Source organism: Xenorhabdus sp. XBWT (assembly GCF_059072735.1).
The window spans coordinates 604,328-620,190 of the sequence record NZ_CM180990.1; the positions used below are offsets into that span (position 1 = coordinate 604,328).

The 15,863-nt window shown below is 46.1% G+C and carries 14 protein-coding genes; 8 read left to right on the top strand and 6 right to left on the bottom strand.

Features of this window, described 5'->3' with window-relative positions:
- Nucleotides 1-6: 6 nt before the first annotated feature.
- Nucleotides 7-1,371 (bottom strand): outer membrane channel protein TolC, encoded by a 1,365-nt coding sequence (tolC, locus tag AC5JQI_RS02665; protein ID WP_493913639.1) that lies wholly within the window; start codon nt 1,369-1,371, stop codon nt 7-9.
- Nucleotides 1,372-1,587: 216 nt separating this feature from the next.
- On the opposite strand from tolC, the gene nudF reads away from it, so the two are divergent.
- The 8 genes from nudF to folA all read left to right on the top strand — a co-directional run bounded on the left by nudF (nt 1,588) and on the right by folA (nt 11,314).
- A complete protein-coding gene (gene nudF, locus AC5JQI_RS02670) occupies nt 1,588-2,229 on the top strand; it encodes an ADP-ribose diphosphatase (RefSeq protein ID WP_493913640.1) in 642 nt (213 codons plus the stop codon).
- Nucleotides 2,230-2,326: 97 nt separating this feature from the next.
- Complete coding sequence (gene cpdA / locus AC5JQI_RS02675) at nt 2,327-3,166, top strand: 3',5'-cyclic-AMP phosphodiesterase (RefSeq protein ID WP_323854397.1); 840 nt, start codon at nt 2,327-2,329, stop codon at nt 3,164-3,166.
- Nucleotides 3,166-3,774, top strand: coding sequence for an esterase YqiA (gene yqiA, locus AC5JQI_RS02680; protein WP_493913641.1), 609 nt, complete (start codon nt 3,166-3,168; stop codon nt 3,772-3,774). The genes cpdA and yqiA overlap by 1 nt, the downstream gene beginning before the upstream one ends.
- A gap of 73 nt (nt 3,775-3,847) precedes the next feature.
- Nucleotides 3,848-5,743, top strand: a complete 1,896-nt coding sequence (parE, locus tag AC5JQI_RS02685; RefSeq protein WP_237386487.1) for a DNA topoisomerase IV subunit B — start codon at nt 3,848-3,850, stop codon at nt 5,741-5,743.
- 36 nt (nt 5,744-5,779) lie between these two features.
- Nucleotides 5,780-8,029, top strand: a complete 2,250-nt coding sequence (gene parC / locus AC5JQI_RS02690) for a DNA topoisomerase IV subunit A (protein ID WP_493913642.1) — start codon at nt 5,780-5,782, stop codon at nt 8,027-8,029.
- Between the two features lie 137 nt (nt 8,030-8,166).
- Nucleotides 8,167-8,898, top strand: a complete 732-nt coding sequence (locus tag AC5JQI_RS02695) for a 1-acylglycerol-3-phosphate O-acyltransferase (RefSeq protein WP_493913643.1) — start codon at nt 8,167-8,169, stop codon at nt 8,896-8,898.
- A gap of 322 nt (nt 8,899-9,220) precedes the next feature.
- Nucleotides 9,221-10,642, top strand: coding sequence for a cell division protein FtsP (gene ftsP / locus AC5JQI_RS02700; protein WP_493913644.1), 1,422 nt, complete (start codon nt 9,221-9,223; stop codon nt 10,640-10,642).
- Nucleotides 10,643-10,828: 186 nt separating this feature from the next.
- Entirely contained in the window at nt 10,829-11,314 is a 486-nt protein-coding gene (folA, locus tag AC5JQI_RS02705) for a type 3 dihydrofolate reductase (protein WP_323854391.1), read from the top strand.
- Between the two features lie 51 nt (nt 11,315-11,365).
- Here the strand turns inward: folA and apaH are convergent, their stop codons facing one another.
- Genes apaH through surA form a run of 5 tightly spaced genes read right to left on the bottom strand, consistent with a single transcriptional unit; the run spans nt 11,366 to nt 15,706 of the window.
- On the bottom strand, nt 11,366-12,193 hold the full coding sequence (gene apaH, locus AC5JQI_RS02710; protein WP_237386482.1) for a bis(5'-nucleosyl)-tetraphosphatase (symmetrical) ApaH: 828 nt from the start codon (nt 12,191-12,193) through the stop codon (nt 11,366-11,368).
- A 3-nt stretch (nt 12,194-12,196) separates the two neighbouring features.
- Entirely contained in the window at nt 12,197-12,574 is a 378-nt protein-coding gene (gene apaG, locus AC5JQI_RS02715) for a Co2+/Mg2+ efflux facilitator ApaG/CorD (protein ID WP_237386481.1), read from the bottom strand.
- 28 nt (nt 12,575-12,602) lie between these two features.
- Nucleotides 12,603-13,430, bottom strand: a complete 828-nt coding sequence (gene rsmA, locus AC5JQI_RS02720; RefSeq protein ID WP_237386480.1) for a 16S rRNA (adenine(1518)-N(6)/adenine(1519)-N(6))-dimethyltransferase RsmA — start codon at nt 13,428-13,430, stop codon at nt 12,603-12,605.
- Nucleotides 13,423-14,424: a 4-hydroxythreonine-4-phosphate dehydrogenase PdxA gene (gene pdxA / locus AC5JQI_RS02725; protein WP_493913645.1), complete on the bottom strand. Its 1,002-nt coding sequence runs from the start codon at nt 14,422-14,424 to the stop codon at nt 13,423-13,425. The genes rsmA and pdxA overlap by 8 nt, the downstream gene beginning before the upstream one ends.
- Nucleotides 14,402-15,706: a peptidylprolyl isomerase SurA gene (gene surA, locus AC5JQI_RS02730; protein ID WP_493913646.1), complete on the bottom strand. Its 1,305-nt coding sequence runs from the start codon at nt 15,704-15,706 to the stop codon at nt 14,402-14,404. Before surA ends, pdxA begins: the two co-directional genes overlap by 23 nt.
- Between the last annotated feature and the right edge of the window lie 157 nt (nt 15,707-15,863).

Genomic DNA, 15,863 nt, shown 5'->3' on the forward strand with positions numbered 1-15,863 from the left:
ATTAAATCAGCGAACTGATGGTGTTTCCATCTCTTTGATAATACTGCTGGCAGCAGTTGAGATTTGCGCGCCCAGCATTTTGTTCAATGTGACCAAATCGTTTTCATTCAAGGCGCCACGAGCCAGTTGGATACTTAATTGTGAAATCAGATAGTCGTAGCGAGCTTTAGATAAGTTTTGCTTAGCTTGAAACAGCTTGGTTGTCGCTTCCAGCACATCAACGATAGTGCGGGTTCCTACCTGATAGCCTGCTTCCATTGAATCCAGTGAGCTTTGTGCAGAAAGTACGGCCTGCTTGTTGGCCTTAACACTACTGATGGCAGCAGAGATATTATTAGAAGAAGAATGCACTTCCTGTATCACCTTGCGGTAGGTGTTTTCTAAATCCTGACTGGCACCGACGAAATTATATTTTGCTTGCTCCACTTGAGAATAGGTGGCGCCGCCGTTGAACAAAGGTAAACTCAAGGATAAATCGACTGAATTGCTTCCAGAGTATGTATTTGAGTACTCATTTCCACGGTCATGACTATTCTTGACACTTCTGCTTGCCGTTAAATTAAGGGTCGGCATATAGCCAGTTTGTGACTCTTTGATTTGTTCGCGTTTTAAATCTTGAGTTAAACGTGCTGATAACAGGTTTAGATTGCGAGTTTCTGCTTCTTTCAGGACAACATTAGCGGGTTCAGCTTGCTTGGTTTTGAACTGATCAATATTTAAGGCTGCCAATTGTGGATAGTAAATTCCTGTAATCATGCGCAGTTTTTCCAACGCATTTTCCAGATTGTTACGGTCAGAAACTTCTTGCGCCAGAATAGAGTCATATTGAGCACGAGCATTTTGCACGTCAGTAATGGCAACCAGTCCCACATTGAAGCGTTGGGTTGTTTGATCCAACTGGCGGTACAGTGAAGCTTTCTGGGCTTCGCTATAGGTCAGGGCATCAATTTTACTCAGAACGTCGAAATAGGCTTGGGCGGTGTCCAGAATCAATTTTTGTTGTGCTGCCTGATAGCTGATATCTGCAATACCGGCATTTTTCTCCGATTGGCTCAGCTTATTCCATTTTGCCATATCGAAGATGGTCTGGGTGAGTTGCAGACTAGCATTTGTGCCGTGAGATTCTGAATTTCTGCTGCTGCGAAAGCCTTTGCTATAACTAACACCCGCACTCAGACCCAATTGAGGCAGCAACGAACTGCGGGCTTCATTAATTCTTTCAACCACCGAATTGCGGTCAGCTTGTGCCTTAAGCAGTTCGGGATTTGTTTCTTTCGCTTGCTGATAAATCTGTAGCAGATCCGCTGCATGGCTTGAAGTACTAAAACCTACCAGATTCATAGCAATAAAAAGAGAGAGCAATTTTTTCATTTGCGTTCCTTGTTGTGCAGCTATTTTGCTTAAGTTGCCTCTGCATAAAACCAATAGCACAGATTCTAGCAGAGAATGCCAGCAGGGTAGGGTGGCTGTTTGTGCCATATTGCCTCATTTTTCATCTTGTTTGTATCATTGAAATGAATTTATTTAGATCAATCGAGCAAAATACATTTTAATAATAGGAAATTTTAAAAATAATCAGGGGGTTTTATGAACGAAAATTTTTCCTCTATATACAATTTTACGAAACAAGATGTAGAAGTGATTTCCCGAAAAACACTTTATCGTGGCTTTTTCAAAATGACGGAGTATCAGTTCAGGCATCGCCTGTTTCGGGGCGGCTGGAGTGAAACAGTCCGGCGCGAGGTTTTTGAGCGGGGTCATGCCGCTGTTCTGCTGCCTTATGATCCGGTGCGCGATGAAGTAGTCTTGATTGAACAAATCCGCATTCCCGCGATTGAAACCAGTGATACACCATGGTTGTTGGAAGTCATTGCCGGCATGATTGAAGAGGGTGAAAGCGCTGAACAGGTAGTTCGCCGTGAAGCAGGGGAAGAGGCAGGCATTGAAGTTAAGCGCTGCCAGACGGCATTGAGTTATCTTTCCAGCCCCGGCGGTACAACAGAACGCATGAATATTTTTGTCGGCGAAGTTGATGCTTCCACCGCATCAGGAGTTCATGGTCTGGAAGGTGAACATGAAGATATCCGCGTTCTTGTGGTCAGCCGTGAACAGGCTTATCAATGGGTGGAAGAGGGAATTATCGATAATGCGGCTTCGGTTATTGCAATACAGTGGCTGGCATTGCACCATGAAAAACTTAGGAAAGCGTGGCTGGGTAATGATTCTTAATTTACTCTGGAAAACGGGAAGTGTGCCCCAGTCAGCAGATCTTTTGCATGAAGACACGTTAAAATAATCCTTATGATCGACAGGAAAAGGAAACCTTTTGGAAAGCCTGCTTGAAGTACCTGTGGCAAAAGGCGCCACAACCAGAATACTGCAAATCACTGATACGCACCTTTTCGCCAATAAAGGTGACTCACTGTTGGGTGTCAATACCTACAACAGTTATCATGCTGTACTGGATATGATCCTTGAGCAGAATCTCGATATTGATTTGATTGTTGCCACGGGAGATTTGGTACAAGATCAAACCATCAGTGCCTATCAGCATTTTGCTGAGGGAATTGCCCGTTTGTCTGCTCCTTGTGTGTGGTTACCCGGTAATCACGATTATCAACCCGCAATGGTCGATACGTTGGCAGCCGCAGGGATTTCTCCTTCCAAGCAGATATTTATCGGGCAGCACTGGCAGTTAATTATGCTGGACAGTCAGGTACAGGGTGTTCCTCATGGTGAATTGACAGATTATCAGCTAGAGTGGATGAAAAAATGTCTGGATGAGCACAGTGATCGCCATGCGGTTGTTATGCTTCATCATCATCCTGTACCGTCTGGATGCACATGGTTAGATCAGCACAGCTTGCGCAATGCCCCCGAATTATCTGAATTATTGAAAGGCCAGACACAGGTAAAAGCCATCTTGTGTGGGCACATTCATCAAGAAATTGATGATATGTGGAATGGCATTCGTGTTTTGGCAACACCATCAACCTGTGTGCAATTTAAGCCGCATTGTACTAATTTTATGCTTGATACAGTGGCTCCGGGATGGCGTTATCTCGAATTGTCTGTGAATGGCAACCAAGACGTGGGGCTGCAAACACAGGTTCACAGGCTTAAGAGTAACGAGTTTTGCCCGGATTTAGATTCGGACGGGTATTAATGTCAACGTTACTTTATTTACATGGTTTCAATAGTTCGCCCAAATCAGCGAAAGCGAATGCGCTGAGAGCTTGGTTGCATCAGCATCATCCTGAAATTGACATGCTGGTGCCGCAATTGCCCCCTTATCCTGAAGATGCGGCTATTTTGCTGGAAGAACTGGTAATGGGGCGTGCTGGTGAGAACATCGGGCTGGTTGGTTCCTCCCTTGGCGGTTATCTGTCTATTTGGCTTTCCCAGTGCTTTGGTCTGCCTGCTGTGATCGTCAACCCAGCAGTACGTCCATTTGACTTGCTTCAGAATTATCTTGGGGAAAACGTGAATCCCTATACCGAAGAGCGGTATACTCTTGAACAAAGCCACATACATGACCTCAAAGTGATGCACATCGATCCGCTGGTATCCCCTGATCTCATCTGGTTATTGCAGCAAACAGGGGATGAAGTACTTGATTACCGTCAAGCCGTTGCTTACCTGACGCAATGCCGGCAGACGATTGAATCCGGTGGGAATCATTCTTTTGTGGGCTTCGAATGTTATTTCCCTCAAATCATCAACTTCTTGGGGCTGACCAGTGGCAATAGTAAAAAAATTGCCAAAAATAGGTAAGCGACTGGTATTATCAACAGTATATCAATACTGATTGGCCCTCTAATAACGAAGCAACCGACAGAATTACAACATGACTCAATCTAGTTACAACGCAGAGGCCATTGAAGTCCTCAGTGGCCTGGAGCCAGTTCGCCGTCGTCCCGGAATGTATACTGATACAGCCCGTCCGAACCATTTGGCACAGGAAGTGATCGATAATAGTGTGGACGAAGCTCTGGCTGGTCACGCGAAGCATATTGAAGTGATCCTTCACAGCGATCAGTCTCTGGAAGTGATAGATGATGGCCGTGGTATGCCGGTTGATATCCATCCTGAAGAAAAAGTTTCTGCTGTTGAATTGATCCTGACCCGCCTGCATGCGGGAGGAAAATTCTCCAATAAAAATTACCAATTTTCTGGTGGTTTGCATGGTGTTGGGATCTCTGTGGTCAACGCCCTGTCCAAACGTGTGGAAGTCACTGTTCGTCGTAACAGTCAGGTTCATCAAATTGCCTTTGAAAATGGCGAAAAAGTTCAAGAACTGGATGTCATTGGCAGCTGTGGCAAACGCAATACCGGAACAAGTGTCCATTTCTGGCCTGATGAAAGTTATTTCGATATTCCCCGTTTTTCTGTCACTCGCCTGACGCATTTGTTGAAAGCTAAGGCGGTATTGTGCCCGGGCGTTGAAATTGTCTTTAAGGACAAACTGAACGATACCGAGCAGAAATGGTGTTATGCCGATGGGCTGACAGATTATCTGCTGGAAGCCGTCAACGGGTTAGTAACGCTGCCACAATCCCCATTTGTCGGCACATTAAGCGGGGATACCGAAGCGGTTGACTGGGCATTGCTCTGGTTGCCTGAAGGTGGCGAATTACTGGCGGAAAGTTACGTTAACTTGATTCCGACAGTACAAGGCGGAACCCACGTCAATGGCTTGCGTCAGGGTTTGCTGGATGCCATGCGTGAATTCTGTGAATTCCGTAATTTGTTGCCGCGTGGTGTCAAACTTTCTGCCGATGATATCTGGGATCGCTGTGCTTACGTGTTATCCCTCAAAATGCAGGACCCGCAATTTGCCGGACAGACTAAAGAGCGTCTCTCTTCACGCCAGTCAGCAGCCTTTGTTTCCGGCGTGGTGAAAGATGCATTCAGCCTGTGGCTGAACCAGCACACTCAGGATGCGGAACAACTTGCTGAGATGGCGATTGCCAGTGCCCAGCGCAGAATGCGTGCCGCGAAGAAAGTGGTACGTAAGAAGCTGACCAACGGCCCAGCATTGCCGGGTAAATTGGCAGACTGCACTGCGCAAGATCTCAATATCACTGAACTGTTTCTGGTGGAAGGGGATTCAGCGGGCGGTTCTGCAAAGCAAGCCCGCGACCGTGAATTTCAGGCGATCATGCCGCTGCGAGGGAAGATCCTGAATACATGGGAAGTCTCTTCCGATGAAGTTCTGGCTTCGCAGGAAGTGCATGATATTTCTGTTGCGATTGGTATCGATCCAGACAGTGACGATCTCAGCCAGCTTCGCTACGGTAAAGTCTGCATATTGGCGGATGCTGATTCCGATGGCTTGCATATTGCAACGTTGCTGTGTGCCCTGTTTGTCCGCCATTTTCCGACACTGGTAAAACGCGGGCATGTCTATATGGCAATGCCGCCACTGTATCGCATTGACCTCGGAAAAGAAGTGCATTATGCACTGGATGAAGGGGAAAAGAGCGCCATACTGGATCGCCTGAGCCGCAAGCGGGGTAAACCGAATGTCCAGCGCTTTAAAGGATTGGGTGAAATGAACCCGATACAGTTGCGCGAAACCACATTAGATCCCAACACTCGCCGTCTGGTGCAATTGACTATCGACGATGAGAATTATCAGGAAACCCTCTCAGTTATGGATATGCTTCTGGCGAAGAAACGCTCAGAAGATCGCCGTAATTGGCTGCAAGAGAAGGGTGATTCCATCGACATTGAAGTATAAGCACGGTAGTCAAGACAGATTCTGAGGAAATAATACATGAGTGAGATAACTCACGATGGTGTGGAGCGTCAACCGCTTCACACGTTCACTGAAAACGCCTATTTAAATTACTCCATGTACGTCATCATGGACAGGGCGCTGCCTTTTATCGGTGATGGTTTAAAACCGGTTCAGCGCCGTATTGTCTATGCGATGTCAGAATTGGGGCTTAGCAGTAGCGCCAAATTTAAAAAATCTGCCCGTACTGTGGGTGATGTACTGGGTAAATACCATCCGCACGGAGACGGGGCTTGTTATGAAGCCATGGTTTTGATGGCACAGCCTTTCTCATACCGTTATCCATTGGTGGATGGTCAGGGTAACTGGGGGGCACCGGATGATCCGAAATCTTTTGCGGCAATGCGTTATACCGAATCCCGCCTGTCCAAATATTCCGAATTGCTGTTGAGCGAATTGGGACAAGGCACAGTGGACTGGGTACCTAATTTTGATGGTACATTGCAGGAGCCAAAAATGCTGCCTGCGCGCCTGCCCAATATTCTGCTGAATGGGACAACCGGCATTGCTGTTGGTATGGCGACTGATATTCCTCCGCATAACGCCCGCGAAGTGGCGAATGCGTTGATTGCCATGCTGGAGAAGCCTGATCTATCGCTTGATGAAGCGATGGAGTACGTCAAAGGGCCGGATTATCCGACCGAAGCTGAGATCATCACGTCAAAAGAAGATATCCGCAAGATCTATAAAAATGGTCGCGGTTCTGTGCGTATGCGTGCGATATGGTCCAAAGAAGAGGGTAATGTTGTTATTACCGCTCTGCCCCACCAAGTCTCCGGTGCCAAGATCCTGGAGCAAATCGCCAGCCAGATGCGGGCGAAAAAGCTGCCGATGGTGGATGATCTGCGTGATGAATCCGATCACGAAAACCCAACACGTTTGGTGATTGTACCGCGTACCAACCGTGTGGATGTTGAACAAGTGATGAACCACCTGTTTGTGACCACAGATCTGGAAAAAAGCTATCGCGTTAACCTCAATATGATCGGGCTGGATAACCGCCCGGCGGTTAAAGGTCTGGTTGAGATCTTGAGTGAGTGGCTGGTTTACCGTCGTGAAACAGTGCGTAATCGCCTGAATTACCGTCTGGAAAAAGTGCTTAAACGCCTGCATATTTTGGACGGTTTGCTGGTGGCATATCTTAATATTGACGAAGTGATCCATATCATTCGCAATGAAGATGAGCCGAAGCAAGTGTTGACGCTGCGTTTTGGTTTAACCGAAACGCAGGCTGAAGCTGTACTGGAACTGAAATTGCGTCACTTGGCGAAACTGGAAGAAGTCAAAATTCGCGGTGAGCAGGGAGAACTGGCGAAAGAGCGTGACAAACTTCAGGCTATTCTGGGTTCTGAACGTAAGTTAAATACTTTGCTGAAAAAAGAGATTATCGCTGATGCGGAAAGTTATGGTGATGTTCGCCGCTCTCCATTGAAGGAGCGCACAGAGGCGAAGGCCATGAGCGATCATGATATCTTGCCGTCTGAACCGATTACGGTTGTTATGTCCGAAATGGGCTGGGTGCGCAGTGCAAAAGGACATGAGATTGATCCGGCTGGCCTGAATTACAAATCCGGTGACAATTTCCGCAGTGCGGCGCGTGGCAAGAGCAACCAGCCTGTCGTCTTCATTGATACAACAGGGCGGAGTTACTCCATCGATCCATTGGATTTACCCTCTGCCAGAGGGCAGGGTGAACCATTGACTGGCAAACTGGCATTGCCAGTCGGAGCATCGGTCGAGCATCTTTTGACAGCGACAGACGATCAGAAATTCTTGATGGCTTCAGATGCGGGTTATGGTTTTATTTGTACTTTCAGTGATCTGATAGCCAAAAACCGTGCGGGTAAGGCTTTGATTACTTTGCCTGAAAATGCCAAGGTGATGCAGCCTTTGCAGATCAACAGTGAGCAGGATGACATGCTGCTGGCGATTACCAAAATGGGTCGTATGTTGATGTTCCCAGTGGCTGATCTGCCTCAGCTTTCGAAGGGCAAGGGTAACAAAATTGTTTCCGTTCCGGCTGCGCAGGCTGCATCAGGGGAAGATATGTTGAGTTGGTTGCTGGTATTGTCTCCACAATCGTCAATTACCCTCTACTTCGGTAAGCGCAAGTTACAACTTCGTCCGGAAGATTTACAGAAATTCAGGGCTGAGAGAGGGCGTAAGGGAACCTCGCTGCCTCGTGGATTACAGCGTGTTGAACGTATCGTTGTGGAAATGCCTAAATAATAAGTTGAGCCAATAAATAACATACCCATAGGTTTCATGTTGCAGAGCAATCAATAAAGCCACAACTTGAAAAATGAAGGGATCAAATTATAACTGCGGGTCAGTGTAATCACTGGCCTGCTCTGCAAGAGGCAGCTATGCTAGCAATCATTCGTGGAATTATTGTTATTCTGTTTACTCTCTTTATCTGTATCTTCGGCAGTATTTACTGTTTATTCAGCCCGCGTAATCCCCGCCATGTTATGACCTTTGGTCATGCCTTTGGCAAATTTCACAAAATATTTGGTATCAAATTATTGAAGCGTATTCCGGCAGAAGTTCAGCAATACGGGCCTAGTATCTACATCGGCAATCATCAAAACAATTGCGACATGATTACTATGTCGAATACAGTGCAGCCACGCACTGTCACCGTGGGCAAGAAAAGTCTCGTATTTATTCCCTTTTTTGGTCAGCTTTATTGGCTGACAGGCAATATTTTGATCAACAGAGAAAACAGGACAAAAGCACACGGTACTATTTCACAGGTTGTTAATCAGATAAAAAAACATCAAATTTCGGTCTGGATGTTCCCGGAAGGAACGCGCAGCCGTGGTCGCGGTTTGCTGCCATTTAAAACCGGAGCCTTTCATGCCGCCATTGCAGCAGGGGTACCTATCGTTCCTGTTTGTGTTTCTTCAACACACGGTAAAATAAAATTTAACCGTTGGAATAATGGCACTGTTATTGTCGAAATATTGCCTGCAGTTGATACCACAAAATACACTAAAGAGCAGGTTCGTGAACTGGCAGAACATTGTCGGCAAATGATGCAGGCGAAAATTGCTGAATTGGATAAAGAAGTCGAGGCACTTAATAAGCAAAGATAATTTAATGGCGATAAAATGACCTGAATCATCAAATATATCTTCCCTCATTTTGGGCGAATTCTAGCTATAAATTTAAGATAGTTTTAGAATTTCTTTCCTATTCGAGATATGATTGCGTTTAATAAATTACCGTTTTTATTAAACGCAATCGATAGAATAATAAATCCTGATAGCCACAATATCGGGGCATTCATCCCAGAAATTATTTGAATTATGCAGTAATTGCGTCGCGTTTGCGTTCGCATAAGCAATTATTGTTGATTGCTATTTTTGTCGTGGAGACTATTCCTGTCATGGAAACGATTCCTGCCGTGGAGAAAGTATGTCACTGAGTCGGCGCCAGTTTATTCAGGCATCTGGTTTGGCTATGTGTTTAGGGACACTCCCTTTTGCGGTTCGGGCCAACAAAAATCAACAAACGAAATTACCACTTCCTCCCTTACTGGAATCCCGGGGCGGACAACCTCTATTTTTAGCCATGCAAAAAGCCAGATGGTCGTTCAATGGTCAGAATAAAGTTCAGGTCTGGGGTATCAATGGACATTATTTAGGGCCAACTATTCGGGTTCGTCGGGGCGATAATATTAAACTGATATATAGCAATCGCCTGTCTGAAGATGTGTCAATGACAGTAGGCGGATTGCTGGTGCCCGGAACTTTGATGGGAGGCTCAACACGTGTGATGTCACCAGGGGAAAGCTGGTCTCCGGTTATCCCAATCGATCAGCCGGCAGCGACCTGCTGGTATCACGCCAACACGCCGAATCGCATGGCACAACATGTTTATGCAGGGTTGGCAGGTATGTGGCTGGTGGAAGATGAAGACAGTCGCAAGTTGTCTTTGCCTACACATTATGGTGTCGATGATTTTCCGGTTATTTTGCAGGATAAACAATTAGATAATTTTGGTGTACCTCAATATAACCCTCCCGCCAACAAAGATTTTCTCGGTGATACTCTGGTTGTTAATGGTGTCGAAAATCCTTTTGTTGAAGTTGCCAGAGGTTGGGTCAGACTACGCTTACTGAATGCTTCTAATGCCCGACGCTATCAGTTGCAGCTCAGTGATGGGCGTCCATTCTATATGATTGGTACTGACCAAGGATTGCTGCCTGCGCCTGTAGCTGTGCAGGAGTTGCCACTCGCGCCGGGAGAACGTCGTGAGGTTCTGGTGGATATGTCGAAAGTCGAGAATGTGACCATTACAGCCGGAGAATCCGCAAGTGTAATCGATCGTCTGAAAGGGTTGTTTGAGGCTTCGACTAAACTAGTGTCAACCACAGTTTTGACACTAAAAGCGAGCGGGCTGCTCCCTTTAGTGGTGGATCAATTACCAACTCAACTCGTGGTTGATAATCCACACATCAGCTCTTCTATCCGCAATCGTCAACTCACGCTGGGAGATTATTCTCAGGGAATTAATGGTGTGTTGCTGAGTGATAACCGCATCGATATAACCAGCCAGCAAGGGGCATGGGAACGTTGGGTAATTACAACAACCGTCCCTCAGCCTTTCCATATTGAAGGGGTAAGGTTTAAAGTCATTAGCCTGAATGGCAATCGCCCAGAACCACAGGATTATGGCTGGAAAGATACGGTTTGGATTGATGAGCGAGCTGAATTACTGGTGAATATGATGAAGCCGTCTTATGAGCATTTCCCTTTTATGTACTACAGTCAGAGATTGGAAATGGCGGATCATGGGGTTGCGGGACAGTTGGTTGTCAATCCTCCTGACTTCTAATCGATAATTTCCTAGCTGTTTTGAATACTATTTGCGTCAGAATGACGGGTTAAACAATGGACTATTTAACAATTCGTGTGCAAACAAACTATTTACTCTGAATAAATTGCTAATCTTATCGACGGAGACTGACCCTTTCCGTATAGTGTCCCAAATTTTCATACTACTTGCCTGTAAGGTGATTTAATGAATATCAGCTTGATTGCTGCGATGGCTATGGATCGAGTTATTGGTATGGAAAACGCCATGCCATGGACTCTTCCGGGTGATTTAGCCTGGTTTAAACGCAATACGCTCGGAAAGCCAGTTGTGATGGGGCGGGTTACATATGAATCGATCGGCCGTCCTTTACCGGGACGCCTGAATATCGTGATCAGCAGTCAACCTGCGAGTGATGATCGGGTCACTTGGGTCAACTCTATCGAAGCTGCGTTGGCCGCCGCCGGTGATGTTGAAGAAATTATGGTGATGGGGGGAGGAAAAGTGTATGAACAGTTCATTCCTCTTGCCTCCCGTATGTATCTGACTCATATTGATGCAGAAGTAATTGGTGATACTCATTTCCCTGATTATGAGCCTGATGAGTGGAATTCAGTTTTCACCGAATATCATGATGAGGATGAAAACAACTCTCATGGATATTGTTTTGAAATCCTGGAACGCCGAGAGTAATCGAACCTTACGTGCGTGCGGAGTGCCGACAGGCACTCCTGTGTCACTGATTCAGACTGGTGATTTGTTACCCAATGAATCTTGTCTGAAATATTGTTTGTCTTCCCAACGCAGCATTGTCAATTTACCTCCCCAGCAACAGCCCGTATCCAGTGCATAAATATTGGCAGGCGTTCCCCGGCCTTCCAGTGCTGCCCAATGACCAAATGCAATGGAATAGTCTTCAGGGATATTACGTGGTAATTCGAACCAAGGCTTCAGTGGTGCAGAGGCATTTTCGGGTTTAGACTTGCAGATCATATCCAGCTGACCATTCGGAAAACAATAACGCATCCGTGTCAGTGCATTGGTACTGAAACGTAACCGAGCAAGGCCGCTTAATTCTGGTGCCCAGTTATTCGGCATATCTCCGTACATCTCATTGAGGAACAGAGGATAACTGTCACTGCAAAGAATAGCCTCCACTTCACGGGCACACATTCTGGCTGTCTCCAGATCCCATTGTGGCGTGAGTCCTGCATGTGTCATGACCAGTTTTAATTTGTCATCAATCTGTAACATGGGCTGTTTTCTCAGCCAGTTTATCAGCTCATCAATATCTGGCGCCGAAAGTAATTCATCTAGCAAGTCTTTTGGTTTATTGCGGCTGATCTTGGCGTAAACAGCCAGCAGATGCAGATCGTGATTACCCAATACCAATTTAGCCGCCGAGCCGAGTTGTTTTATATAACGAAGCACTGCCAGCGAATCAGGGCCACGGGAGACCAGATCACCCGTCAGCCATAGGGTATCGTTATTGGAATGAAAATCGACTTGTTCTAATAAGGCGATCAATTCACGGTAACAGCCGTGAATATCGCCGATAAGATATGTAGCCATACGTTAATTTATCAGTGTAGGAATAGCCAGCCTAAACACGGGAATAGCGGTACGAAATGGGCGACCATCATGATCAATCATTTCATAATGGCCTTCCATAGTACCCAGGGGGGTTTCCAGAATGGCTCCGCTGCTGTAACGGTATTCTGTTCCTGGTAGGATCAAAGGCTGCTTTCCCACAACCCCTTCACCCTGAACTTCTGTTTGGTGACCATCACTATTGGTTATACGCCAGTAACGGCTAATTAGCTGCACGGGAGAATGCCCAAGATTGCGAATTGATATTGTATAAGCAAACACAAAACGTTGTTGTTCCGGTTGTGATTGGCTTTCTACGTAAGTACTTTGTACTTGAATATGAATTCTTGGTTCGTTGAGCATAAGTGCCTCCTGTTACTGTGACGGCTGTTTATTGGTTTCCGACAATTTCTTTAGGCTGGGACGATAACCAATTCGCCATCTTACAGTATTGCTCGACAGAAATATTTTCAGCCCGCGTACTTGGATCAATGCCCAATTCAGATAACTGCTCAACGGAAAAGATATTGCCAAGGCTGTTGCGGATTGTTTTTCGGCGTTGGTTAAATGCCTGAGTTGTAATCCGGGATAACACACGAAGGTCATGAGCCGGATTGGGTATTGCCTTATGCGGAATCAAACGCACAATGGCGGAATCTACTTTTGGTGCTGGCGTAAATGCTGTAGGTGGTACTTCAAGAACTGGAATAACCTGACAGTAGTATTGTGCCATCACACTTAAACGTCCATAGGCTTTGCTGCCAGGCCCTGCGACCAGACGATTGACCACTTCTTTTTGCAACATAAAACTCATATCAGCAATGGCATCAGTATAGCTGAAAAGATGGAACATCAATGGCGTAGAAATGTTATAAGGCAAATTACCGAATACGCGCAAAGGCTGCCCGCGCTCTTTGGCAATCTGACCAAAATCAACGGTCATTGCATCTTGCTGGATAATTGTCAGCTTGTCTTTCAATTTTGGATGAACGTGCAGGCGGGCAGCAAGATCGCGGTCAAGTTCGACAACCGTCATTTTATCCATGCGCTCACCAACGGGTTCAGTCAATGCTCCCAGACCAGGGCCAATTTCCACTACAGCTTGACCCACTTGTGGATTCATCGCATCGACAATGCTATCAATAATAAACTGATCGGTTAAAAAGTTTTGCCCGAAACGTTTACGGGCATGATGCCCTTGATGGACTTTATTATTCATTACTGTTTTGTATCATTTTAATTGCTAGATTTAATGCGGTGATAAAACTACCCACATCAGCTTGACCTGTCCCCGCCAGCTCGAGTGCTGTGCCATGATCGACAGACGTTCGGATAAATGGCAGACCGAGCGTAATATTCACTGCTCTGCCAAAACCTTGGTATTTTAACACGGGTAGCCCCTGATCGTGATACATCGAAAGCACAGCATCGGCATGATCCAAATATTTAGGTTGGAACAGTGTATCAGCAGGTAATGGGCCTTCCAGCCATATCCCTTCTGCCCTCAGTCTCTCTAATGCTGGAATGATCACGTCTATTTCTTCACGTCCCATATGTCCTCCTTCACCGGCATGAGGATTCAGGCCGCAGACATAAATATGGGGGCGATGGATACCGAACTTGGTTTTGAGGTCATGGTTGAGAATGGTGACTACTTCCCGCAGGGAATCAAACGTAATTGCCTTGGGCACATCCAGAATCGGCAAGTGTGTTGTCGCCAATGCTACCCGAAGCTCTTCCGTTGCCAGCATCATGACTACCCTTGAGCATTTACTGTGGTCAGCAAAAAATTCAGTATGTCCGGTAAAAGAGACTCCGGCATCATTGATAACCCCTTTATGAACAGGGCCGGTTACCAATGCGGAGAATTCGCCATTCAGACAACCATCGCAGGCTTTTGCCAACGTTTCCGTGACATAAGTTCCGTTTTTTCGGTTTAACTCACCCACGATGGTCGGGGATTGGAGATAAACAGGCAGAATAGTCAACGTTCCAGCGGCTTGTGATAAAGAAGTGTGCTCAGGGGAATAAGTTTGTAGTTGCAAAGGCAAATTGAGTTGTCTGGCTCGGGAGAGCATCATTTCCGGATCAGCGCAGACTACCAATTGAATAGGCCATTCTCGTTGGGCGAGGGCAATGACTAAATCTGGACCAACCCCGGCCGGTTCGCCGGGGGTGATAATGACGGGTTTATTGTTTTGCATCGCTACCATCTAAAATTTTCACATAAGCGGAAGCGCGTAATTCCTGCATCCAGCTTTGTTCTTCTTCATTGAATTTACGGTTGAACAGCAGGCGATAAGCACGATCTTTCTGCGCGGCATCCGTTCTATCAACTTTGCGGCTATCAAGCAGTTGGATTAAGTGCCAGCCGAAAGAAGAGTGAACAGGTTGACTGATCTCGCCTTTTTGCAATTTTGTCAATGCATCACGGAAGGCTGGATCATAGGTACTTGGCAAGTTCCATCCCAGCTCTCCACCACGCATAGCTGAACCTGAATCTTCAGAATACTCTTTCGCGGCTTCTTCAAATGTAGTTTTGCCGCTTAAGATCTCTTCTCTGAGTTTCATCAAATCATTGCGGGCTTTCTCATCATTCATAACAGGTGAAGTTTTCAACAGAATATGACGGGCATTGACTTCGGTGACTGCGATTGGCATATGATCGCCACGGATATCATTCACTTTAAGAATGTGAAAACCAACACCAGAACGGAGTGGGCCAATAATCTGCCCTTTATGTGCGGACTTGAGTTGTTCAGCAAACAGAGATGGTAGCTCATGTAGTTTGCTCCAACCCATATTGCCCCCTTTCAGGGCTTGAGAGTCACCAGAATAGGTGATGGCCAGTTTACCGAAATCGACACCGTTCTTGAGTTCAGACAAAATATTTTTGACAATCGTCCCGGCTTTTTCAACCTGAGCCTGATCCGGATTTTCTGGCAACGGAATCAAGATGTGGCTGATGTTCAGTTCCGTATTCTGACTATTTTGGCCTTCAAGCTGATTAGCCAGTGAGTCAACTTCTTGTGGCAAGATCGTGATGCGGCGACGTACCTCATTATTACGTACTTCTGCGATAGTCATTTCCTTGCGGATTTGATTACGATAGGTATCAAAGTTAATTCCATCTGTAACCAAATTTTGTTTCAACTGGGCAAGGCTCAAATGGTTTTGAGCCGCGATATTTGTGATCGCAGAATCCAAAGCTTGATCAGGAATAGTAATCTGCATCCGTTCAGCCATTTGCAGAACGATATCATCCATAATCAGGCGTTCAATGATCTGATGACGCAAAGCTTTCTCATCCGGTATCTGCTGACCCGCCTGTTTTGCATTGCGTTTAACGGTTTGTAAGAGGCTGTTGACGTCACTTTCCAGTACGACATCATTGTTAACAACGGCAGCGACCTTATTGATTTCTTGTGGTGCTGCCATTGCGACAGAATTTACTGAAAACATCAATCCGAGAACGAGGGATCTCCAGTTCTTCATACATTTCCCATTATATTAATCCCGCCTTGGCGGGGTTATTGTGTTTAACCCGTCATCTTTCAAGTTGCTGCTTTGCTGACTGCGCTCACTCATCTCAGTCATCGTTTTTTATCAACAAACGATTGGCTATGTTTTTGGAGATGTGTTCTCTTGCCGC